General features: G+C 52.6%; 14 protein-coding genes. 2 read left to right on the forward strand and 12 right to left on the reverse strand.

The features are described 5' to 3' along the window. Nucleotides 1-386: 386 nt before the first annotated feature. The 6 genes from M0L20_RS26610 to fucP form a co-directional block, all read right to left on the reverse strand. Nucleotides 387-2,735, reverse strand: a complete 2,349-nt coding sequence (locus M0L20_RS26610; protein ID WP_248480247.1) for a TonB-dependent receptor — start codon at nt 2,733-2,735, stop codon at nt 387-389. 413 nt (nt 2,736-3,148) lie between these two features. Continuing rightward, nucleotides 3,149-4,738: a glycoside hydrolase family 43 protein gene (locus M0L20_RS26615; protein ID WP_248480249.1), complete on the reverse strand. Its 1,590-nt coding sequence runs from the start codon at nt 4,736-4,738 to the stop codon at nt 3,149-3,151. 51 nt (nt 4,739-4,789) lie between these two features. Next, nucleotides 4,790-6,448: an alpha-L-fucosidase gene (locus M0L20_RS26620; RefSeq protein ID WP_248480251.1), complete on the reverse strand. Its 1,659-nt coding sequence runs from the start codon at nt 6,446-6,448 to the stop codon at nt 4,790-4,792. A gap of 217 nt (nt 6,449-6,665) precedes the next feature. Continuing rightward, nucleotides 6,666-7,682: a zinc-binding alcohol dehydrogenase family protein gene (locus tag M0L20_RS26625; protein ID WP_248480253.1), complete on the reverse strand. Its 1,017-nt coding sequence runs from the start codon at nt 7,680-7,682 to the stop codon at nt 6,666-6,668. Nucleotides 7,683-7,686: 4 nt separating this feature from the next. Next, nucleotides 7,687-8,478, reverse strand: coding sequence for an L-fucose dehydrogenase (locus tag M0L20_RS26630; protein ID WP_248480254.1), 792 nt, complete (start codon nt 8,476-8,478; stop codon nt 7,687-7,689). Nucleotides 8,479-8,547: 69 nt separating this feature from the next. Further along, nucleotides 8,548-9,801 carry an L-fucose:H+ symporter permease gene (fucP, locus tag M0L20_RS26635; protein ID WP_248480291.1) on the reverse strand — a complete coding sequence of 418 codons (1,254 nt, stop codon included), beginning with the start codon at nt 9,799-9,801 and terminating at the stop codon, nt 8,548-8,550. Nucleotides 9,802-9,938: 137 nt separating this feature from the next. Here fucP and M0L20_RS26640 point away from each other — a divergent pair, with 137 nt between their 5' ends. Both M0L20_RS26640 and M0L20_RS26645 read left to right on the forward strand, forming a co-directional pair. Further along, on the forward strand, nt 9,939-10,820 hold the full coding sequence (locus M0L20_RS26640; RefSeq protein WP_232563501.1) for an AraC family transcriptional regulator: 882 nt from the start codon (nt 9,939-9,941) through the stop codon (nt 10,818-10,820). A 1,131-nt stretch (nt 10,821-11,951) separates the two neighbouring features. Beyond that, nucleotides 11,952-13,355, forward strand: coding sequence for a S8 family peptidase (locus M0L20_RS26645; protein ID WP_248480256.1), 1,404 nt, complete (start codon nt 11,952-11,954; stop codon nt 13,353-13,355). A gap of 263 nt (nt 13,356-13,618) precedes the next feature. Here the strand turns inward: M0L20_RS26645 and M0L20_RS26650 are convergent, their stop codons facing one another. The 6 genes from M0L20_RS26650 to M0L20_RS26675 all read right to left on the reverse strand — a co-directional run bounded on the left by M0L20_RS26650 (nt 13,619) and on the right by M0L20_RS26675 (nt 25,315). Beyond that, the gene (locus M0L20_RS26650; RefSeq protein ID WP_248480258.1) at nt 13,619-15,169 is read right to left on the reverse strand and encodes a capsule assembly Wzi family protein; all 1,551 of its coding nucleotides are present in this window, start codon (nt 15,167-15,169) and stop codon (nt 13,619-13,621) included. 11 nt (nt 15,170-15,180) lie between these two features. After that, nucleotides 15,181-18,324: an efflux RND transporter permease subunit gene (locus M0L20_RS26655; protein WP_248480260.1), complete on the reverse strand. Its 3,144-nt coding sequence runs from the start codon at nt 18,322-18,324 to the stop codon at nt 15,181-15,183. A gap of 108 nt (nt 18,325-18,432) precedes the next feature. After that, entirely contained in the window at nt 18,433-19,530 is a 1,098-nt protein-coding gene (locus M0L20_RS26660) for an efflux RND transporter periplasmic adaptor subunit (RefSeq protein WP_248480261.1), read from the reverse strand. A gap of 6 nt (nt 19,531-19,536) precedes the next feature. Continuing rightward, on the reverse strand, nt 19,537-20,844 hold the full coding sequence (locus tag M0L20_RS26665; RefSeq protein WP_248480262.1) for a TolC family protein: 1,308 nt from the start codon (nt 20,842-20,844) through the stop codon (nt 19,537-19,539). A gap of 56 nt (nt 20,845-20,900) precedes the next feature. After that, a complete protein-coding gene (locus M0L20_RS26670) occupies nt 20,901-22,031 on the reverse strand; it encodes an efflux RND transporter periplasmic adaptor subunit (RefSeq protein WP_248480263.1) in 1,131 nt (376 codons plus the stop codon). Between the two features lie 11 nt (nt 22,032-22,042). Continuing rightward, nucleotides 22,043-25,315 carry an efflux RND transporter permease subunit gene (locus M0L20_RS26675; RefSeq protein WP_248480264.1) on the reverse strand — a complete coding sequence of 1,091 codons (3,273 nt, stop codon included), beginning with the start codon at nt 25,313-25,315 and terminating at the stop codon, nt 22,043-22,045. Nucleotides 25,316-25,317 lie beyond the last annotated feature (2 nt).

Here is a 25,317-nt window from a genome sequence, read left to right on the forward strand (position 1 = left end):
GCGTTACCAAGGAGAATGGCCAGCGTTTTACCTGGAAAAAAGTCGACTGATACCAAGTAGTAGCTGCTGTTTTAATCGATTCTTATACGGCGGCTTGCATGGCAAGTTTAACTAACGCTTCCTGAAACGAGCTTTTTTAACGGCTAATTGGCTTTTGCTCATAATGGGTGAATGATTGGGGTGATAGACAGTACCACTTTTTCGAAGCGAAAAGTATACTGCGTAGTACGGAGGTTACCCGGCTTCGCTGAGCAAGTGCACGGGCTACGGTAGGTAAGAGGGATTCGACACCCCACTACCTTCGTAGCCCGTTCTTCATTCGATCAGTACACAATTTTGGCCAACTTCTGGGTATAACATCCAGGCCCCTGTTAGCTGTAAACCCCTTACATTTTTATATGTAGGGTTAATCGATACGCTGCGCCACTACCTTTTATGTAGTTATCATTTAAGGCTGTCCATTGCGAACGCGCTGGATAATAGTCTTCATTGAATAGATTTTCTATGCCCAGGCTTAATGAGGTGCTCTGGGAAAACTGGTAATTGATGGCGGTACTAAACAGATTATACGCCTTGACGGGACCTTTTGAATAATCGTATGAATTGTTGCTGTTTTTGGCAAAACGATTGCGTTTCATAATCCCCGTATATTGGAGCAAAAGGTTCAGTTTATTCGGCAAAAGGGTATAATTGATATTTCCGGTAAGCATGGGCGGGGCTATGCGTGCGCCGGGCAGGTATTCGTCCTCCGGGCCATTGTAGTTCCTGTCGTCGTTGGCATCCAGTTTTCCTTCGACGTAGCTGTAATTGAGACCGGCCCGCAGGTTTTTTGTTAGTTGTGCGTCGGCCGTAAGTTCCAGCCCATAAATGCGTTCAGGAGCCCGGACTACGATAAATGAACCATTTTGGAATACGCTGTTCGATCCCAGGCTGGACTCACTAACATAACCAATAGCTTCAAAACGCAGCGTACCTATCTTACTGACAAATCCAGCTTCATAACTGTCAACAATAACAGCTTTGGTGTTGATCTTGGCTACGTCGTCTACTCGGGCAGCACGAAGCGCCAATCCAACATCGGACACGGTAAACCCTTGCGAGAAACTGATATAAGGCGAGAAATAGGGAGAGACATTATAGCGAAGTCCTAGATTGAAAACCAGTGGATTATACGCCAAATCACCGCCTTTTACCTTAATAGATGGCGTTACGGCACCTGATAGTACATTTACCGAAGGAAGCGTGTTATAATCATCGACACTAATACGTACTTTTTCGTAGCGTAGCCCTCCTTTTAGGATCAGCTTTTCAAAAAATGTCACTCTTGCCTGGGCAAAGGGAGCCATGTTTTGCATGTTCATTTCGGGCACCCAAATTCGTCCATCTACTAGGGGTTGCGACGTAATATCGCGTTGGGCGTCCAGACCATACGTTAGGCTGGCATCTGCGGTCGATAGTTTCAGAGGTGTATTGAGTACCAGTCGAACGCCCTTTTTTTTGGACAAAACCCTGGACACACCGCCATCGACAAATGCTGTCGAATAGAAAAATACGTTGTCTACACTCTGGTAATAGGCCGATACATCGTAGGAGGTATTGGCGACGCCTGTATTTCCTGTAAACAAAATGTTCAGGTTATGATTTCCTCTTACTCCCTGCGGGACACCCTGGCTTTCGCCCAGTTTTGCCGACGTCTTAATACCATTCTTGTAATCACCGTTTACCGTGAGATAGTTGGTCGTTTGTCTGCTGCTGTAAACGTTATACGTAGCCTGTACCTTATGCTGGTTCGTCAGCTGATACCCAATTTTTGCGAAAGCGTTGTATGAATCGGTCTCGCCAAGGCCATAGATAGGGGGTAATACGTCACCAGCTGCGTCTTTTTGCTCACCGGTTTGCTCATATACGCCCCCCAGCACATAACTCAATTTCCCTTTATCACCATATAGTAGCTGGCTGACACGCCCACCCATACTGTTGGCCTTATTGGTCAATGAGCCGCTCGTGCCAATAGTAGTATGGCTATTGATGAGCTTTCCGGTTTTAGGATTACGGGTAAAGTAGTTGATCAAACCGCCCGCAGCGCCATTTCCATAGATGGCCGTGGCTCCTTTTACTACTTCAACTCGTTCGATTACCGAAGGGTCTAAAGCTCTGATATCCATGCCCCCGTTTCGTAAGGGTGTAGATTGTGGTACGCCGTCTACCATCACCAGCATGTTACGGCCGCGAAGTGTCTGCCCAAAATTGCTGCTCAATCCAGCACTTGGCGCAAGGCCCGGTACACGATTTTCCAGTATACTGCCAAGGTTAGTCGTGATGTCAAGATTGTCCTGCAAGGTTTTAAGGCCTATTACCGCTACCGAAGAAGGGATTCCGTCAATCGACTCCTTGGTTCTGCTTGCTGAAACGACTACTTCAGACAAATTAGCTTCTGCCTCAGTGAGCACGAAGTCAACGGTAACGATTTGTCCATCTGTACTAGTTATCTCCTTTGTTTGGGTGTTGTAGCCAACGAAGCTAGCGGTAACCGTATGGAGACCTCCCGGCACGTTTTCGATCGTATAGCTACCAGTTGCATTTGTTACGACTCCCGTACTGAATTTGTCCAGCCGAACAGTTACAAACCCGGCAGGGTTACCGTTCGATGTCGTAATGGTTCCTCGGATGGTGCCGGTTTGGGCTACGACATGTAGTGAAATCAACAGTGGGAGAAAAACTAAAATTCGATTCATACTTATTTAGACTAATTTTAAACAAGCGCAAATGTATAAATTTTTATGTAATACGGCTACAATTGCCAGCGCGCGGCTGATAATGACCAGTGCCGACGTGGCCGCATTGCACTGTTAAGCGCTTGGAACGTTAGCCAAACGTCCTTTAGTCCTGATCCTGAGTGGTCTGGTTTTTAGAATGGGGTAAAGAGAACTGGCAAGCGGGGTAGGTTCGCAGTCGCCGTTACCATCATCATAGCTGATTGGTTCACCAAACCCTCCCGCAAAATGAGCTAAGCGGGATTTGGCTGAGCTGCAACTGACCACAAATCGTACCTGACTCCGAGTCGAACCGTGAATGATCCGGGCGGGCGGTCCCGTCCCTTTCCAAGGTAATCACATCCGAAAATGGGGAGCCGATTGACTGGCAATACTCACGGCCGGTCGGTATGATAGTGAAACCAGTCGATGTCGACAAAGCCACTGTCAGCGCTGTCGTTTACCGTGTATAGGCCAAGCTTGGCACCCAGGTAATTGCCGAAATTGGTAATCTGATAGACCTGCCCCAACTCCTCGAAGTGCTGACCATTGGTGCTGTACGAAAAGTGCGCTTCGCCGGCTTTGTTCCAGCTTGCCCGAAACCAAACGTACTGCGCCCGCGAGTCGATCGCTTCAATGGCGGTTGATGTAGCAGGCTGGTCACATATAAACCGAAAGCCCGCGTCTGATCGCCTGACGTGAATACGACCTGTCGTCTTGCCAAACAAGGCTACCCCCGCTGCCTGCCCGTTTACCATATGCGAGATGTCCATCTTCACTGTAACGACGTTTTTGTCGGTCCGTAGCGGGCGTTGCGTCAGTACGTTGGTCGTCTTCGTAAGCTGGTCGGTTTGTAACGGTTTGCAGGCGTACAGGCGCAGAAAACCGGGGTTTTCCGTCAACGACCACTTGTCGGGCCGTGGCTGAAAATACCATTCCCATTGGGGCGATAGTGTTGCTGTCGAAAATTCATCACTGGTCTGCAAGGTGTCGATCGGGCCGGTTTGACGTGGCTTTTCGGCGGACCAGACCATGTTTCCGATGCCGTCGGCGCCCGGTTTTCCCCACAGGGGCCAGCCATCCTGCCAGACTACGGGTAGTAAACTAGCCTCGCGGCCACACCAGTAGGCGTTCCCGTGGTGCGTAACGAAATACCACTGCCCCCCGGTGGTTTGCACCAGCCCACCCTGATTGGGTTCGCCTTCGGCTTTGTGAATCAGTTGGCGACGTTCTGTATACGGCCCCTGGATCGTGCGGGCACGGGCCATGAAGGGAATTCGGCCTTCGCCCGTCACTTCACTGTAAAAATGGTAGTAGTAGCCGTTAATCTTATACAGCTTGTTGGCTTCGCTGCCCTTGCCCTGGTACAGCACCGTTCCCGTGTCGAGTAGGGCTTTACTATCGTTACGCATTCTGAACAGACGAATCTTGTAGGCGTCGGCAAAGCTGGTCATCACCAGATAAGCCTGACCGTTGTCATCCCAGAACGGACAGGGGTCATCCCAGCCTGCTTCCTTTTTTATCGGCGTCAGTCTTGACCAGGGGCCTTCGGGGCGGGTGGCCGTTGTAACGAACAGCCCGTAATCAGGGTCGGTGAAATAAACGTAGAATCGATTGTTATGATGACGGATCGAGCCCGCCCAGATACCCCGGCTGTTGCCTTCCATCCGGTCGCAGTTGTAGCGTGGATGAATCTGCGTCAGGTCATTGACCGCGTGGCCTATCGGTTTCCAGTTGACCAGGTCTTTGGAGACCATAATCAGCATGCCCGGCGACAACTCTTTCGTCGCCGATATGTAGTAGTATGTCGTGCCTACCCGGATAACGTCCGTGTTTTGAAAATCACCAGGCAAAATGGGATTGCGGTAGCTTTGGTCGGCGGTAGGGGCGGGCCGTTTTTCCGGTCCCTGGGCTTGGGACGTCGTCAGCGGTACGACCAAACTACCGCTCCATAATATTAGAAAGAGAATGATCCGTAACGACATAGGGAACGGTGACTAAATGATGGATAGGCACTTCTATTTCGACTTGATACGCTACGTAATTTTCAGGCAGTGGGCGTAGTCGCTGGGCTTACGATTGGGGAGCGTCACTTCCAGGGCGTTGCCCGTAGGGGTGAACGACAGACTCTCCGAGTGCCCGAGTAACTGCACCTTATTGACACTATGCTTCAGCGCGGTATTCCCGGAACGTAGTGTTTTGATGCGCACTTTTCCGTCCGTGGGCCACCCCATCACAATGGCGTAGAGGGCATTGCCTTTTGTCGTGAAGCGGATGTCTTCGGCTCCAAAGGGTTTGCCTTTTCCTTCGTTGAAACCCTGCGCGTTCAGGGGCGCGGCCGATTCGATAGCCGGTCCTTCGCCGAACACGCTCCACGGCCGTGTACCGAAGATGCTTTCCCGGTTCACCGCCATCCAGCTGGCAATGCCTTCCACGATGGCGGTCTCCTTTTCGTCGATGGAGCCGTCTCCGCGCACGGGTACGCTCAGCAGCAGGTTGCCGTTTTTGCTCACCACGTCGGCCAGCGTGTGGATGACGGTTTTGGGCGTTTTGTACTCGTTGTTTTCGTAAATATGCCGGTTGTAGTGCCAGCTGCCGATACACGTATCGGTTTGCCAGACGAAGGGTTCAATCTGGTTCGACTGACCGCGCTCGATGTCCCACACCATACACTTCTGCTGTTCGGGCGTAAGCACTTTTCCGTTCAGCACCGCTTCCAGCTTCCCCCCGTGCCGTTTCATGCTGTTGTTGTAGAGGTGGGCCGCAATCCGCAGACCGGCATCGCTGATGGGCCAGAGTGGCAACGCCGTATCGTCGAAATACACCAGATCGGGGCTGTATTTGTTGATCAGATCGACCGTGCGGTTGTAGAATTTCTCGCAGTATTCCTTGGATGGTACGCTGACTCCGTTACCCCAGTCCCACTGTTTGTGGATATTCGAGGTTTTCTCGCTCCCTTCACTCAGGGCGTGATTCTGGGCATACAGTTCCTGCGGGTCGTAACCTTCCCACCAGGTACCTTTGCCATCGGCTTTGGTTAGCTTCCCGTCGTACGGAACACCGGCGTAGGGGCCCTTCTTGTCGGCTCGCTGCGCTGTTTCGTACCAGCTCCAGGCGTGAGCCGCGTGGACGCTGACGCCGAAGCGCAGGCCATGTTTTTTGGCTGCTTTGGCCCAGCCGCCGATCAAATCTTTTTTCGGACCCAGCTTGGTCGAATTCCAGGATTGGTACTTGCTGTCGTAGTTGTCGAAATTATCGTGGTGGTTCGCCATCGCGACGAAGTATTCCGCCCCCGCTTTCTGATACAACGCCAGCAACTGATCCGGATTCCACTTGTCGGCCTTCCATTCGTTGATGACGTCCTTAAACCCAAATTTGGACTGAGGACCGTATTTCTTCAGGTGGAAATTGTACTTTCCGCTACCCTCGTCGTACATCTCGCGGGCATACCAGTCGCCAGCTTCGGGCTGGCACTGTGCACCCCAGTGCGCCCAGATGCCGAATTTGGCATCGCGGTACCAGTTGGGTACCTGATATTGAGCCAGCGATTGCCAGGTTGGCTTGAACTTACCGGTTGCCATAGGCTCACCGGCTACCAGCGGAGCATTTGGGAACGCCAGCCCTTCTACTTTGGATAGATACCAGGCAGGTACAGCGCTGGCCAGTCCTTTCAGCAGATGTCTTCTTGATAGCATGATTATGTTGGTTAGTGGTTTATAGGTTACGTAAACGGTCAATTACCCCCAGCCCCCTCATTGATTTACGTCGTGGTGTCGGGTTCTCAAACCCGACACCACGATAGTAGGCTCATTTCGTCAGTTATTTGATACAATTCAATAAGGGGGCTATACTCACTGCGAACAGAGCCCCTTCAGGGGGGACATTTTCAACTGGATTCTCGTAAAAATAGCATCAGTCGATACTGATCATCGCTTTGATGACACCACTAGTAGGATCGAGCCAGCTTGCGAACGCATCGGCCACCTGCTCGAACGAAACGTGGTGCGTGATGTATGTAAGCGGGTTTATCTGACCAATTGCCAGCGCAATCATGACGTGGTCAAAGTCCGACCGTGTCGCGTTACGGCTACTCATCAGCGTCGCTTCTCGTTTGTGGAACTCGGGGTGACTAACAGAAATCTCGCCTTTCTGAAGCCCGACCAGCACGTAGCGGCCACCGTGGGCCAGGTACGAAAAACCCTGTTCGATGGCTTTTAGACTCCCCGTTGCGTCGATGACGACCGTGGGCATGTCGCCGTTGGTGATGGCCCGAATCTGCTTGATCGGGTTTTCGCTGCGGGCGTCAACGACGTGCGGAACCTGCAACTGCTGCTGGCAAAAGTCCAGCCGGTTGGTGTTGATATCCAGCGCTGTAACGATACCACCGGCAATGCGGGCAAACTCCATAACCCCCAAACCGATGGGCCCGGCGCCAACCACCAGGACGTGCTCACCGGGTTGAACGGCGGCCCGACGCACGCCATGCGCCCCAATCGCCAGGGGCTCAACCAGCGCCAGTTCGTCAAAGCTCAGGCCGTTGCCGGGCAGAAGCGAAGACGTGGGGACGGACAGGTACTCGCGCATCCCCCCGTCGACGTGCACGCCACATACCTGCATCTGCTGGCAGCAGTTGGGTTTGCCCGATCGGCAGGCGATACAGCTGCCACAGTGAAAATACGGCATGATGGTCACCGCTTCGCCTAGCGTAAAGGTGGTCGTACCATCAATCGCGACGACTTCGCCGGCCAGTTCGTGGCCCAGGATGCGGGGATACGAAAAGTACGGTTGCGTGCCTTCGTAAGCGTGCAGATCGGTTCCGCAGATGCCGATGCGTTTGATGCGGACAATGGCTTCGTTTGGTCGAAGGTCGGGCATCGCTTCGACACCGTAGGCAAGCTGACCGGGGGCTGTACAACGTAAGCTGTTCATCGATTTATTCCGCATTGGCCAGTGCCCGGTCGAGGTGAACGTATCCACCATCGACGTAGACCAGCTGACCGGTGGTGTGGCTGGAACGGTTCGATAGTAAGAAGGCCGTTGTATTGGCAATTTCTTCGGCGGTTGTCATCCGGTTTTTCAGCGGAATGTGCGCGGTGATGGACGCTAGTTTGTCGGTTGGATTGGGTAGCGACTGAATCCAGCGTTCGTACAACGGCGTCCAGCATTCGGCCACCACGACGGCGTTGACCCGAATGCCGTATTTCAGCAGTTCGACGGCCCATTCGCGGGTCAGCGCATTGCGTCCGCCGTTAGCCGCTGCATAGGCCGATGTATTTCCCTGACCTGTATCGGCTGTTTTCGACGTGATGTTGACAATCGCGCCTTTCGACGCTTTGAGCGCGGGAAGGGAGTAATGGGCCATCAGGTAGTAATGCACCACGTTTTTGTGGAGCGAGGCAATAAACCGGTTGTAATCCCCTGATTCCAGACCGACACCATCGTTTACTCCGGCATTGTTCACCAGCCCGTCGATTCGGCCAAATTGGGCGAGAACGGCGTTGACCGCTTTCTCGGAATCCTCCGGTCTGGTTAGTTCAGCAACGACCTGAAACGCCTGCTTGCCAGCCGTTTTCAGAGCGTCGACTACCTGCTGATTGTCGGCTTCGTTTCGGCCAATAACGACCGGGATAGCCCCTTCGGCCGCCAACACGTTGACAATGCCTTCACCGATTCCTTTGGCACCACCCGTCACGAGAATGACTTTGTCTGCTAATTGTAAGTCCATATTTTTTGAGAATTATCTGAGTAGAAAAAAAGCCCTGCCGGAGACCTGCAGGGCTTTCAGGACTACCGATTAATGAGAAGCCATTAACGTTACTCGCTTCACCGAAAAGTTTTTTACGGCGAAGTAAAGAATGGGTAAAAAGCAAACGGTCGGTACCAAATAAGCAATTTGCATCGTGCTCAGGTCGGAGACATGTCCCATAATCACTGGGAATACAGCCCCGCCCACGATGGCCATGATGACAAACGACGAACCTACTTTGGTTTTTGACCCCAAATCTCGAATGCTTAGGGCAAAAATGGTTGGGAACATGATCGACATGAAAAACTCAACGCCAATAAGGGCATAGACAGGAATCATACCCCGACTGAGTACGGCAACGATTAGCAGTATGACATTGAACACGCTGTACAGGGCCAGCAAACGAGGGGGAGCAATGAAGCGCATTAGAAACGTACCCAGAAAGCGGCCGATCATAAAGCCCAGCAAGGCTCCCGATAACAGAAAAGCCGCCGTTTTTTCGCCGATGCCCGCTACCTGATTAACAAACCGAATAAAGAAACTGCTGACACAAACCTGGGCACCCACGTAGAAAAACTGCGCCGTAACGCCCAGCCACAAATTCTTCTGGCTCAGCAGCGAACCGGTAGCTGCCTGTGACGACGCATCGTCTTCCTGAATAGCCGGTAGGCGAGTCGCGATGATGAGAACAGCGACAACCAGCACGATCATGCCGATAATAAGAAAGGGCAACTGAACCGACGAAGCCTCGGCCTGTAAATACGTGTCTAGTTGCTCAGGCGACATAGCCTGCTGCTCACTAGCGGACAACGTACGCCCGGACAGAATAAACGTACCACCCAGCAGCGGGGCCAGGAAAGCCGCTAGTCCGTTGAACGATTGCGCAAAATTGAGCCGCTGCGTGGCTGATTCAGCTGGTCCCAGCACCAGCATGTACGGATTGGCCGACGTTTCCAGCAGCGTAAGCCCAGTGGCAATCACAAACAGCGCCACCAGAAACAAACTATACTGCCGCTGCTCAGCTGCGGGGTAAAACAGAAACGTACCGAACGCAAACAGAAGCAAACCCAGAGTGATACCCGCCTTATAACTGTACCGCCGAACAAACAGACCCGCTGGCAGGGCAACTACGAAATACGCGATGTAGGAAGCCGAGTCGATCAGCGCCGATTGGGCGTCCGATAGTTGGCAGGCTTTTTTGAGGTGGGGAATCAGGATTGGGTTCAGGTTGAGCGCAAAACCCCACAGGAAAAAAAGTACGGTAATAATGACAATGGCGAAGCGGTTCTGGGCTGGGTTCATGGAAACAGGCAATGTGCTTTCTGGCTCCACAAAGAACATATGTTTCTTATTGATGATTAATTAGGAACTTATCAATATTGTAAGCTATTTTAACCAGAAAAGAGACATTCTGCGTAATTCCCTAATAACATATTGCTATGAAACCGCAGCTGTTACAAGTAACCACGGCCCCAAACCGGTCCTTTAGTGTTCGTCAGGAGCTGATACCGAACATCAATAACCGTTGGCATTGTCACAAGGAAGTCGAGCTGATTTACTTTCACCGGGGGAGCGGTACGCAGTTCGTCGGGGATAGTATTCGCCGATTTAAAGCTGGCGATGTGGTGTTGGTAGGCGCGAACTTACCCCATTATTGGTATTATGATCGGGACGAAACCGAGCCGGGTCAGTTAAAAGCCTGTCGGCTACCCTACTCTACGGTTATTCACTTTACGGAAGATTTTTGGGGGCACCAGTTCCTAGCCCTGCCTGAGAATAAATCGCTTAAGACCACATTGGACCGAGCTCGTCGGGGCTTATCCTTATCAGGTATCGTCGGTCAGCGAGTGGCTGGGTTAATGGAAAAACTCTGTCAGGCTGACGATCCCTACCGAATCATTGGGCTGATGGAATGCATGTTGGCGGCTGGCGAAACGGACGAGAGTAGTTATTTGGCGTCGCTGGGTTTTCAGTACGAAGCCTCCGAGACAGAAAATGAACGACTTAACACGATTTATAATTACACGCTTACCCATTTCTACGAAAAGATTCGGCTGCCAGAAATAGCTTCACTGGTCGGTCTTGTGCCTAATTCGTTTTGCCGGTATTTCAAATCGCGAACAGGAAAATCCTACTCACAATTTTTGCTAGAGATCCGGGTTGGGCATGCCTGTAAGCTATTGATCGAGGACAGGATGAACATTAAGCAGATCTGCTATGAAAGCGGGTTCAACAACTTTACCTGTTTTTACAAGAAGTTTAAACTTGTAACCGGCCGAAGCCCTCTGTTGTATCAGCGATTTCATCAGGAAAAACGTTGATAAAGCAAGAGTTGATGGAAATTTATAGGTTTGCAGATAGATAAATTCTCCTCGCGTATGTTACGGATAGTGGTAGGCTGAAATTAAAATTAGTCAAATACGGCTCCATATCATGCATTTCCGTACCGCCCTTTCTTGTACGGATATCAGTGCAGCTTAGGCTTATGTTGATTCATCTAATGGGACCCGGTCCGTCGGTGCGGTAAGTAATTTAACGATGCTTGAGGACGAACCATATTATAAGCATTAATCGCCCGAGCGAGCCACTGCCATTCCGGCTGATGAAAAGAAGTAAATCCACGAGCCTGTTTACAGTCGTCCGCTCCGATGGCCCATTTTCAGAACTGTTCAACAGTAGAGAGTTCAGGCCGATCAAGCCGATAGACTACTGTAGCTAGCGGCCAAATTGCAGTTACTTATTTTGTGGTCCACTTTCCGTAAGGAATTATCCCTTTGTTTAATAAAAGGGAATCAACCCTTTATTGCTGCTTCCCGTTCCTATACATTACTACGCAAGGGACTGGCATCTAGGGTCTGAATACCAATCGCCAAAAAGCAGTCATGTCCTTATAGTTTGGTAAACCAAGACGTAATCGTAGCCCTAATTACTAGTAATGAGGAGAAGGTAGATCAAAGTTATCGGATGCATATGCGCCTAACGAACCGCTGTTAATCTTTTCTCAGATAGGAGCTTTTCATGAGACTAAGTCAACTGAGTCATATAGCCGATTTCGGTGCAATATGATTCATCGTTCTCTGCGCCTACAATTTATGGCTAACAACAAACTCGGTTAGCAACTAGTACCCACCAATTCTAACGCGTGTTTCTCAGCAGTTCAATAATCAGCCGATGATCTTCTCGTCAAACCAGCCGGGCGGTAAAGGTGGCTTGGTATATGGTTGACGTGCCCAAATAGGGGTACTCGTTGCCTTAGTGCCAAAATTTTTAAAAAAAATTTACTGAGAGGTAGCTGATGTAGTCTATTGTTAATCAATGAGATACATTAAATATGTAATTATGTAAAAAAATTAATATATATAGTAGGGAATCTACACTAGGCAGAACAACGTATTGTTGTAAAATTAAATACCAATTAAAAATACAGTTAATCAACTCTAAGACCAATAGTTATGCTGAAATCTGTAATGAATCGTTTGGGCATGGCAATGGCTGTGCTGGCAACAGGCTTCCTTGTTAGCAATTGTAAGTCTGACCTTGATATCGAAACGCCAACGCCGGTGAACACAATGGCGGGTGCGCGTCTGGCAACTGGTGAGCAATACGTGCCGGGGGAAGTGCTGATCAAGTTCTCCAACGGGTTGAGCGCCGTTGGCCGCCTGCCTATCCTTAACCTGATTGGTGGTACCGTTGCCGAAACGATTTTGACTAAAACAATGCAGGATGCTGGTATCAGTGACGGCATTCTGCGGGTAAAAACAAGCAGAGAAATCGCGCAGGTGCTGACCCTGCTGAATGGCGTGCCGGGCGTGGAATTTGCCGAGCCCAACTTCATTTATACCCACCAGGCTACGTCTAATGACCCCTTGTATACCAACGGCTCGCTGTGGGGTATGTACGGTCCGTCTACATCTCCTACCAACCAGTTTGGCAGCGCAGCCGGAACAGCCTGGGCAAACAACAAAACCGGATCGAGCTCGGTTATCGTCGGCATTATCGATGAAGGGTACATGACGACACATGCTGATCTGAGCGCCAACGCCTGGGTAAATCCATACGAAACAGTAAACGGTGTTGATGATGACGGTAACGGCTACATCGACGACGTAAATGGTTGGGACTTTGCCGCCAACGACGCCAGCGTATACGATGGTACGGGTGACGACCATGGTACGCACGTTGCCGGTACGATCGGTGCCCGTGGCGGCAATGGTGCGGGTGTAGCGGGTGTCTGCTGGAACGTAAAAATGATTTCGCTAAAGTTCTTGGGTTCCGGTGGTGGATCGACAACGGCGGCTATCAAAGCCATCGACTACCTGACCGACCTGAAAACACGTCACGGACTAAACATCGTAGCTAGTAACAATTCGTGGGGCGGTGGTGGCTACTCACAGTCGCTGCAAAGCGCGATTGGTCGGGCTAACAACGCAGGTATCCTGTTCGTGGCTGCTGCTGGTAACGGCGGTAGTGATGGCGTGGGCGATAATAACGACGCTACGCCAAACTACCCATCCAACTATACGAATGCCAATGTAATCGCCGTTGCATCAATCACGTCGTCGGGTGCTCTGTCGGGCTTCTCGAACTACGGCGCGCAAACGGTTGACATTGGCGCACCCGGATCAAATATCCAGTCGACGTTGCCGTACACCGGAACAACACCAGCCTACGGTGCCTACAGCGGTACGTCGATGGCGACGCCACACGTAACAGGAGCGATCGCTTTGTACAAATCAATCAATCCATCGGCTACGGCTTCACAGATCAAGTCAGCGATTCTAAACGCTGGAATTGCTACCAATTCACTGTCGGGCAAGACCGTAACCGGCGACCGGCTGCGGGTGAGTTCATTCTAACCACGAGATGCATGTGCCAAAAAGGTGCCGGTGTTTACACCGGCACCTTTTTGGTATCAGTTAATCGGTCGCCGTAAGCCGTTATCAGGGGTTAGCGGCAAGTTTGGGGTAAGAATGTCATAGTATCTTCCATTTAAGCTGCTCACACCGAAATATGCTTTCATCTCAATCGGGAGCATTTTATGAGATGCTTATTTTTGATAGCTGTCAATTGCAGTTAGCAGCATATAAGTTCGAAGCGAAACCTAGTTCAATTTGTAATGCTATTTTTTTCTTGTACGATAATTAACGTCGTCGAAGAGAGCTTTTCGGACGCCGAAGTAACACCCGTACGAATTGGGTAGCAGGTTACCCGTATCCAATCCGAACGACGAATTAAGTTGACAGCTTTTCAAGACAGGGAGTTGTACGGAAGCGTTGAGCATCAACAGAACCGACAATTGATTCGTACCGGCTGGATAGGGAAAGTCATAAGTCCCGTAGTTCTGGCTGTATGACAGCTTTGTTAGCCAGTTTACTTGCTGCCCTATTTTCCCCGCGAGGCCCATGTGCCACAGCGATACCCGGTTATTCGTGATTGGGTAATTTTGGGGCAAAGAAGGATTAGCTTCTCCCCTTGCGGTTAGGAATGGCGTTCCAATAGTACGGCCCTGGTACGTCCAACCGTCCTGGTATTGTGAGTGATTAAAGTAGTTGTTTCGTCCTCGTCGTTGCGGGTCATCAATCACAAACTCTGGACCGCCCTGACTTTTTGAATTGAAGAACTCTAGAAGGAAGCGATCAACTGAAAATGGACGCCGATTTGGTTGCGACCGTTGAATGCGAATGCCATGTAAGCCATCAGTGATGTTCGTCAAATAAAACAGTGCCCCGGTCTCGTACAGATTCTGCCGATACGCGAACACCTTGTATCCTTTCATTTTTAATTCAATACCGCCGTCAAATGACCCCAGGTGGTTACCGATTCGATTCCCCTGATCTATCGAGATGACACCCTGCGGAGGAACGTAGCCGGTGCCAGATGTGGCCGTAATGACTCGGTAAAAAGCGTCTAAATCCGACGCAAAACGCCCGTCCATATTGTCCGACAAGCCAGGCACTCCCACTAAACTTGGCGCAAATCCACCCCATTGAACTTCCTGGTTTCCTCCGAAATACAGGTTTACCTTAGCGGTAGGCTTTCCGAGACGGACGTAGATTGCCTTCTGGTGCAGGTAACTGTTTCTGACAAATCCCGAAGAGAACCAGCCATGATTGAAAAAGGCGTTGATCGCTACGAAACCCTTTGTGAGGCCAATAGGAACATAGCCAATGGTGCCAATCTGGATTTTGGGTATGGGTAAGGCGTTACCCGACCAGGCATACGACCCTGACGTAAGCAACGTATCGACCAGACCAACCATCCCCCGTCGGCGGCCCGCGTAAATTTCAAACTGTTTCCAGCGTACACCCAGGTAGCCTTCGGGTAGTATCAGCTGATTTTGCTGCCCAGTGTTGCCTACCACTTCAAAGCCATACCCCCAGTCAATGTTTTTTGGCCTTATCAAACTATCCCTACGATCAACGCGGTAGTTGTCTCGGTACAAGCCCATTCGCAACTGCCCTGTTGACCCGGATAGCGGTACTATGCCGGACTGATTCGCCCGAAACCAGAACGGCATAGCTCCATTCACGACGAAGCCCCCCGTTTCGATAAAGCCGTTGACAGGTGTTTCGTTGCCAGCAACAGGTTGTGCTTTCAGTAATTCGCCAGTAGAGCAGGCTAACCCGGCCGTCAGACAAAACGTGGTTACCGAAAATTGGAATCTGAGCATTTTTCCGTGTTTTATACCGTTATGTCTGAGGTGAGTCTGGCCTTTTCTTTTTTCATCCGTTGCCTGTCGATGTGTCTGTAAATCAGGTTGTAGACAACGGGCAGGATTAGCAGCGAAAGAATGGTGCAGGTAATGAGTCCGCCGATAACGACGATGGCCAGCGGCTTCTGCGTTTCGGAACCAATGCCCGTGGATAGGGCGGCTGGCAGCAGACCCAGCGAAGCCATCAGAGCGGTCATGACGACGGGCCTGACGCGCGAGAGCGCCCCCTCCCGCACGGCTTCGAGCATAGGCATCTTATTCCGCAGGTTTTCTTTGAACCGATTCACCAGAATGACCCCATCCTGCACGGAGACGCCAAATAAGGCAATGAACCCCACCCCGGCCGAGATGCTGAAATTGAAACCAGTCAGCCACAGGGCTAGTATACCGCCAATAAGGGCAAAGGGTACATTGAGAATGATAACGGCCGCATCGATGGCACTGCTGAAGGTGAACAGCAGAATCAGGAATATGATGGTGATACTGATGGGCACAACAATCGCCAGTTGCCGTTCGGCCCGCGTCTGGTTTTCGAATTCGCCCGCCCAACGGATCTGGTACCCGTCGGGTAGCTTGACCGTCTGAGCCACTTTCTCCTGGGCTTCGGCAATGGTACTTCCCAGATCGCGGCCACGGACGGAAAACTTAATCGCGATAAAGCGGGAGTTTCCCTCGCGATACACAAAGGCTGGCCCCGTATGGGTTCCGATGAAGGCTAGCTCTTTGAGCGGAATTTTACTGCCCGAACGCGACGGGATCAGCAAATTCTCGATCTGTTCGGGCGTATATCGGAACCGCTCATCATAGCGAACTTTGATATCAAACTTCCGCTCACCCTCGTAAAATTGCGTTACGGTTTTTCCACCGACCGCTGTTTCAATCACCGATTGCGCATCCCGCGTGGGTACGTTGTACAAAGCCAGTTTTTGCGGGTCAAGCGTAATGCGAAACTCGGGTTGCCCCAGGTTACGGAAGACACCCAGGTCACTGACGCCCCGAATCTGCTTCATGACGTTGAAGGTTTCGGTAGCCTGCTTGTCCAGCGTGGTCAGATCGTCGCCAATAATTTTTATGGCCATTGACCCCTTCACGCCCGAAACGGCTTCTTCCACGTTGTCTGAAATGGGCTGGGAGAAGTTAAAGGAAATGCCTTTGAACCGGGTCAGCTTCTGCTGCATTTGCTCGACCAGCTCCTCCTTGGTAATCGACCGGGTCCATTCCTCCCTTGGGTACAAATCCACAAAGAACTCATTGTTGAAGAACCCCGTTGGGTCGGTCCCGTCGTTGGGTCGGCCGGTCTGCGAGATAACGCCCCGCACCTCCGGAAACTCGTTGAAGATGGCCCGTAGCTTTCGGGTGTACGAATAGCTCTCGTCTAGCGATACGGAATACGGCAGACTAGCCCGTACGTAGATGGACCCTTCGTTGAGCTGGGGTAAAAATTCCGACCCTATGTGCACGCTGAATACGTACAGCGAGAAGACAAGGCTACTTAATGCGATGCCAATAATGGTGCGTGGCTTGCGAATGGCCCATTGCAAGGCAGGTCGGTAAATCTTGGTTAGGCCTTCGACGAGTGGGTTGCGCCGTTCCTTTACGTTCTTCCTGAGCAGCAGGCTGCAAAGCAGCGGAATCAGCGTGAGGGTAATGACCAACGATCCCAGCAGCGCAAAACCCATGGTCCACGCCAGCGGACTAAACAACTTACCCTCCACTTTCTGGAAGGTGAAAATGGGCAGCAGCGCCGTGATGATAATGATCTTGGACGTAAAAATGGATTTCCCCATTTCGGTCGCCGTATGCGCGATCCAGCTGAGTTTAGCCCGCCCGTTGAATTTGGTCATACCCAGTTTTTCGGCCCGGTGGGCCAGCATCACAAATAGCCCCTCGACCATCACTACGGCCCCGTCGATGATGATCCCAAAATCCAGCGCCCCGATACTCAGCAGGTTAGCCGTCATACCCCGCAGTCGGAGACAGATAAAGGCGAACAACAGCGCCAGGGGAATTACAATGGCAACGGTCAGCGTAGTCCGCCAGTCAGCCAGGAAAATCAGCAGGATAAACGTAACCAGGACAATCCCCACGACTACGTTTTCACCGACCGTATGGAGCGTATAATTGTTGAGAGTCGTTCGGTCGTAGAACGTCTTGATTTTGACATCTTTCGGCAGAATGCGCGTGTTGAGATCCTCAATTTTTGCTTTCAGGGCCGGGATAACCTCGTTGGGGTTTTCGCCTTTCCGCATGACTACGATGCACTCCACCACGTCGTCCTGTTTGTCGCGCCCGACGATGCCCAGCCGGGGCTGAAACCCTTCCTTGACCGTCGCTACATCCCGCACTTTGATGGGTACCCCGTTGACGTTGTCGATGATAATACCCGCGACGTCTTCCGGCTTGGTCAGCAAACCAATGCCGCGAACGACCAGCGCCTGATTGCCTTTTTTGATAATATCCCCGCCTACGTTGACGTTGCTTTGCTGAATAGCCTCGTCAACATCGAGCGCCGAAAAGCCGTAATTCGTCAGCAAGGTTGGATTCAGACTGACCTCGATGGTCTTTACTTTTCCGCCGAAACTCACCACGTCGGCAATACCCGGAACACTCTTGATCTGCCGGTCGATGACCCAGTCCTGAATGGTTTTTAGTTCGGTTACGTCCTTTGTTTTGCTTTCCAGCGTAAACCGGTAAATCTCACCGGTGGGGCCGTAGGGTGGCTGCACTTCGGCTTCGGCTCCCTCGGGCAGGGTCACGCCCGCAACCCGGTTTGAGACGTTGGTCTGGGCGGTAAAATTATCGACCCCATCCTCGAAGATCATCGTCACGACCGACAGCCCGAACAGCGACACCGAACGCAGGGTCGTTTTACGGGGAATGGAATTTAGCTCGGTTTCGAGCGGAACCGTAACGAACCGTTCGACCTCTTCGGCCGACCGACCCGGCCACTGCGTAATGACAATGGTGTTGGTGTTGGTCACATCGGGAAACGTCTCGACGGGCGTATTCAGAAACGAGATCACCCCCCAGACGGCAATGAGAAAAACACCAAAAAAAACAGCAAACCGGTTGGTTAGCGCAAACGTGATAATCCTGCGGATGAAGCTATTCATAGTTTAATGAATGATTGAGTGAATGAGTGAATGAGCGAATACCATCCGGCAGAGTAGCTTGCGCCAGCCATATTCGCTCATTCACTCATTCACTCATTCAAAATTAGTTTAGCCCATTAAGTCGTTATAAATGAGCAGGCTACCTTCCGTCACTACCTGATCACCGGCTTTTAATTCACCGCCGGTAACGAATGCGTAGCGGGTTGTATTCTGACTGATGGCCACTTCCCGAACAGCGTATTGATTCGGAGCGGTCTGAACAACCACGTAGTACTGATCCCGGTCGAAGACGATGGCTTTTTGAGGTACGGCCAGCTGCGATTGGGCGTTGGGGGTACTGTTCAGCTGCGCATGGACGGTGGCAAACATGTCGGGTTTGAGCAGCCCGTTTGGATTCGCCAGCACAACCCTGACTTTCAGCACGCGGGCCTGCTCGTCCAGCACGCTGCTCACGTTATCAATGGTGCCCTTGAATACCTTGTCCGGATAGGCTAACAATTGAACCGTTACCGGCTGTCCCTGCCGAACGAGCGGAATATCCTGCTCGTACACATTCGCCATCACCCAGACCTGTTTCAGACTGGAAATGGTAAACAAGGGATTCTGACTGTCGGAGCGTAGGTCCTGCCCGGCGTTGACGTCCCGCTGCACAACGTAGCCCGCGATGGGCGCTTTTACAGTGAAATACGGGTTGCCCGAGCTGCTGCTGCCGCCGTAGACCCGCAGAATATTGGCCGACTTGCTGAGTTCTTCTTCCGCTTTTTTGACCGCACTGCGCGCCGTCAGGTAATCGGTTTCCGAGGCAAACCCGGCTTTGTACTGCGCCGTCACATTCTTTTCGCTTTGCAGGGCTACTTCAAGATCCGCCTTATCGGCCTGGTAATCGTTGACGTAGGTTGAAATATCGCCCGACCGAATCGTCGCCAACGCCTGCCCTTTCTGCACGTAAGCACCCAAGGGCGCATTGATTTTTTCGACGTTCCCACTGACCAGCGGAAACACCTGAATCACATCGTCCCGGTCGAACGTGACCGACCCGTTGAGCGTCAATTGCTGCTGGGGCGGCATACTTCGGACCGTGTCGATTAAATAGCTACTGGTCGAATCGGCCGCCGACGTTGGGGCACTATGCTCCCGCTTCTGGCAGCCCGAAAGCAGCGCACTGCCCGCGAAAACAGTAAGTAGTAAGGCGTTTAGGGATTTCATAGCTTGTTAGAAAAAACGGGTGTTCGTCGTAAAGTTGAGTTGCTGCTGCGCCTGGAAAATGTTGTTCTGCAAGGCGATGTAGTTGAGGATACCCGACTGATGCGTACGGATCTTATCCAGATAGTCGAGCAGACTGATGACCCGGTTGTTGTAGGCCTTTGTCGCTTCGACGGATATGTCCTGCAACTGACTCAGGTAGTCGGGGGGCAACGTAGCGTTCTGCTCGTAATAGAGTGTCAGCTTCTCATATGCTTCGATGACTTCGTTGCGGACAACGCTTTCCTGATTGTCGAGCCCAGCCTGCGCACTTTTTATGCCCAGTTTGGCGACTTTAATACCGCCCTGATTCCGGTTAAAAAACGGCAGGTCCATGCTCAGCTTAATGGCCGTGAAGTTCACGTAGGTGTTTCCGTACCGCTCGTAGGCCACTCCCGCCGTCAGGTCAGGGGTGCGGTTGGCCTGTTCCAGATTCAGTCGCCGTTCGGCGTTGTTGATTTGCTCCCGCGCCAGGGCGGCATCCGGCCGGTTGACCAGCGCCGAATCAATCGACAGTTCGACGGTTGGCAGGGCCGGGACTGCGTCAGGAACCTGAATGGGCAGAATGAATTCAGGGGTCGTTTGCCGCAACAGCACTCGCAACGTCGTTTGCTCTTCGGCAATCTGGCTGCGATACGTGGCAATATTGGTGCGCAGTTCCCGCCGATCTACTTCCAGGCGCGTTAGCTCGTAGCGGGAAACGCCCCCCGTTTTCAGCGCCAGTCGAAACGATTCGATCAGGCGTCCCTGCCGCTCTTCTTCGCCACGCAGCAGCCGGATCGCTTCCAGGTCGTAATGCAGGTTCGCATAGGACGTATAGAGTTGATACCGCAGCGTTCGGAGGATGTCGCGGAAGGTGATAGACGCCAACTCGCGGTTACTTTCGGCCAGCGCCACGAGTTTGGTTCGTTTTCCCGCCAACCGAATAAGCTGCTGAAGTTCAGCCGCGTAATAACCGCTGTTGTAGACATCGTTGTTGATGTCGGAGACTGGCGGTGTCGACAGGGGCAGCACCTTCCCCGTGTTGGGATTATACAGGTTGGTGGCTACCTCCAGGTTTGGATTCGTGCGCAAACCCGCCTGAATAACCTCGGCTTCGGCCGCGCTGATCTGATAACGCTGCGCCAGCAGCTGGAAATTACGATTCAGAAACCGTTCTTCCAGTTGAGGCAGGCTAACCCGTAGCGTGTCGGAAACGGGCTGGGCGGCTCCCCACACAGGCAATAGTGAGCAGCAGCCAACCCAGAGTAGATAGATTGAGCGACGAGAGAAAAACATAACGAGAAGAAAAAACCTAGCTTATACGAATCGATTCACCCTGAACCGTTGCTTCGTTACTTGACATGGGCCGATAGCGCCGAACCGGACTTGATGATATCGCCATCCTGCGTTTCGTCGGAAGCGGCCAGCACGACCTGATCACCAGCCCGTAGCGAACCGAACACTTCGGTTTCATCGCCCAGATCCAGCCCTTTCCGCACGCTTACCCGGTGGGCTTTCCCATCGCGGACAGCGACCACAAACACCTGCTCGGTTGAATTGACGACTGCCGTTGCGGGCACAACCAGCGTTGCCACCCGGCGGTGTAGCGGCAACGTAACGTCGGCGTACATACCCGCGCTGAGCTTCCGGTTTGCGTTTGGCACGTCAAATTCCGTAATCAGCGCCCGGACGTTTTCCTGCAGGCTTTCCGACGTTCGGGCCAGTTTGGCCGTGAAGGTCTGCCCCGGCAGCGCGGGCACCGAAAACGTGATCCCCACGGCATCCCGTACGGCATCGGCGTATAGCTCCGGTACGGCCAGGGTAAGACGCAACCGGCTGTTGTCTTCCAGCACAAACAGCGGCACGGCGTTGGCGGTATTGCCGTCGGGTCCGACCAGATCCCCCGCCGATACGTTCCGCTCGGTAATCGTGCCATCGAACGGAGCGACCAGACGAAGATAGGTTGTCATCTGACGGGCTACTTTAACGTTTGCCTGGGCAGCAGCCAGCAATGAACTATCGGCTGCTACCCGGCTCCGGGCCAGATCGATCTCGGAGGCCGCCACCACCCCCGCCGTTTGGGAGGCTTTCAACAAGCGGTTCAGAAGCGCCTTATCATTGGTGAGGGAGCTGTTGGCCAGCGTAATTTTTGTTTGCGCTTCGGCCAGTTGAGCCGTCAGTTCGGGGGCTTCCAGAACGGCCAGCAACTGCCCTTTTCGCACCCGCGAACCCCGGTCGACAGCTACCTTCTGCACAAAGCTTTTCACTTTGGGGAAGATGCGGGTCGCGTAATACGGCTTCAAATCGGCGGGTAGCGTCAGGTCGCGAGAGTTGTTCACAGCCCGAACGGTAGCCAGCGTATAGGTTGGCGGCAGTGCGGCTGATTCGTCTTTTTTCTCCTGGTTCTCTTCATCGTGTGAACAAGCCATCAGGCTCATTACAAGCAACAGAAAGAGACTAGTATGGATGGTGCGTGGTTTCATAGTTCGAATGCCTACAACAAGGCGTGTTCCTGGTGATAATATTGACTGTTTTCGTCGTCGGGGTCGAGCGACGTAGATTCGAGTGACGATTTCCCCTGCACCCAGGCAAAGGTGTTTGGCAGGATCATTAGCGCGGCCACGGTTGAAAAAAGGAGTCCGCCAATAACGGCCTGCCCCAGCGGAGCTACCTGATCGCCCCCTTCGCCGACCCCGGATGCCATGGGGATCATACCAGCGATCATGGCAATGGCTGTCATCAGAATGGGGCGAAGTCGGGTATTAGCCGCCATTCGGGCGGCCCAACTGGCATTGCCGTTCACCAGGCGAACCTGTTCGGCATTCGTCACCAGCAGCAGCGCATTCGACACCGACACACCCACCGACATGATCATGCCCATGTACGATTGCAGGTTCAGCGTTGCACCGCAGGCAAGCAGCATCAGCAGTGAGCCAGCCAGCACGGCGGGGACGGTTGACAACACCACCAGTGACAATTTGAACGACTCGAAATTGGCAGCCAGCAGGAGAAATATGACTACGATAGCAATGGCCAAACCGGTCTGGAGACTGCTCAGCGTATCGGCCAGCAGCTGAATCTGCCCCTTGGTTTTGACCACAACGCCCCGGGGCGGTTCGCCGGCCTTGTCGACAGCCTTCCGAACGGCTGCTCCGGCGGTTCCCAGATCTTTACCCACAATATTGGCGGTCACGGTAACCAGTCGATTGGGACCTTCCCGATCGATCTCGCCCGGAGTGAGTCGTGTGCTCACCGAAGCCACATCAGCCAGAATATGCCGGTTGCCGTTTTCGTACTTGATGGGAATATTCTCGACCGCAGAGACGCTGTTCATCAGGTACTCCGGGATGGTGACCTGCACCTGATACCCCAGACCGGATTTAGGGTCGATCCATAAGTTGCGCTCCGTAAACCGGCTCGACGAAGTAGCCGCTACCATCGATTGAGACACCTCTTCCGCCGTCATGTTGAGCTTGGCAGCCCGCACCCGATCGACCTTCATCGACAGGGTGGGCACGGCCAGCGGCTGGGCAATCTGAACGTCGCGCAGGTACGGAATGGCCTGTAGCTCCTTCTCCACCTTTTTCGCGAATTGATGCGCCTGGCCGATGTTTTTAGCCCCGACGGTTACTTCAATGGGTGTCGACGCCCCCTGGCTCATGATTTTTTCGGTCAGCTCGATTGGCTCAAACGAGATTTTCGTATCAGGCATCTCCCGAGCGACCCGCGCCCGGATTTTCTCTTTTAGTTGCTCATTGTTGACGTGGTAATCTTCGTGAAGCGCCACCTGAATAATGGCTTCGTGGAACCCGCTGGTGTACACGAAAATAGAACTGGTACCGTAGCTGGACGGAACCGTACCCACGTAAGCCGACGTAATTCGCACATGCTCCGGCCCGACAATCTCGTTGATAAGTTTGAGTGCCTGACGGGTTGCCCGTTCGGTTACCTCTAGCCGGGTCCCGTCGGGCTCCCGCAAGCGCATTTGAAACTGCGTCGTATTGGCTTTGGGTAGAATGTCCGTGCCTAACCGACTGAAACCGAAGACGACCAGCCCCAGGCTGATGCCCAAATAAGCCAGCACCGTTACTTTTCGATACGGCTGAATCCGCTCCACAAGCCGGGTATAGCGCACCCGAAATTTCTCAAAACCACCCACCTTTTGGGTATCGGGTCCATACTGATCCACCAGTATGGCGTCCGACTGAATCTGCTGGTTTTCCAGACGAATTTTTTCGACTTCAGGGACCTCATCCTCATGAGCTTGATCGGCGGCAGCGTGACCTTTGTGGCTCTTCATCAGCCAGTTTGCCAGTACCGGCACAAGCGTCTGCGACAGCAGGAAGGACGCAATCATCGCAAAGCCAACGGCGAGCGACAGCGGCAAAAACATGGACTTGGGAATGCCTTCCATCAGGAACGACGGCGCAAAAACGGCCAGAATACAAAGCAGGATCAGCAGCTTCGGCAAGGCAATTTCCTTACAGGCATCCCAGATGGCGCGGCCTTTCGCCTTCCCCGTTTCTAGATGTTGGTGGATGTTTTCAATAGTCACGGTAGCTTCGTCAACCAGCACGCCAATCGCCAGGGCCAGCCCCGACAGGGTCATCGTATTGATGGTTTGCCCCCACAGGTCCAGCATCAGCACCGCCGATAAAATCGCCAGCGGAATGGTTACGACAACGATCAGCACACTCCGCAGATCGCGCAGAAACAGGTAAACCATCAGGCCCGTCAGCACCGCGCCCAGAATCCCTTCGCTGATCAGGTTTTTGACCGCTTCGACGACGTACACTGACTGGTCGAATTCGTACGACAGCTTCACATCCTCCGGAACGGCAGCCTGTAAAGCGGGCAGCGTGTTTCGTACGTTCTTGACCACGTCCAGCGTTGACGCATCGGCTTTCTTAACCACCGGAATATAGATGGCCCGCTTCCCGTTGACCAGAGCGTAGCTAACGGTAATGTCGGCACCATCGGCCACCGTACCTACGTCGCGGACGTACACGTTCGGTCCGTTTCCTTTCCGGATCGGTACGTCCAGAAAATCACTGACGTTCTGAATAAGTGAATTAACGGGGGACATATACGCCAGCTTGCCAATGCGCACATTACCAGACGCCGAAGGCTGATTGCTGTCCGAAATCGCGTCGACAACATCATCGGGCGTCAGATTATAACTCCGCAGTAGACTGGGGTCAACCCGCACCACCACCGTTCGCTGGTTACCGCCGAAGGGTGGCGGAGATGCAACCCCCGGAATCGTGGAGAACATAGGCCGGATGCGCGACGCGGCATAATCCTGAATTTCGTTTAGCGAGTGTGTCGACGAGTTGAAAACCAGCTGACCAACGGGCACCGAGCTGGCATCAAACCGAACGATCTGGGGCGGTACGGTGCCATCGGGCATGTACGCTCTGGCCCGGTTGGCGTTGGTCGTCACTTCCGAGGCCGCCTGCCCCATGTTCGTTCCCGGATAAAAAGACAGCTTCAGCAAGGCCAGGCCCTGCGTGCTTTTGATTTCAATGTTGCGGACGCCCGTTACGTATTGAAACAGGTTCTGGTACTGGGCTGCGACGAACCCATCCAGCTGGTCCGGCGCCATGCCCCCGTACGGCTGAATGACGTAAATGGTGGGCAAATCCAGCTCGGGGAAAATATCGACGGAAATCTTTCGAATCGATAAGGTAGAAAAGATAACGATAGCCAGCATCCCCACCACGACGGCAATCGGATGGCGTAAGGCTGCTTTGATTAAACCATGCATAG

The organism is Spirosoma liriopis, assembly GCF_023196085.1.
Taxonomy (GTDB): domain Bacteria; phylum Bacteroidota; class Bacteroidia; order Cytophagales; family Spirosomataceae; genus Spirosoma; species Spirosoma oryzicola.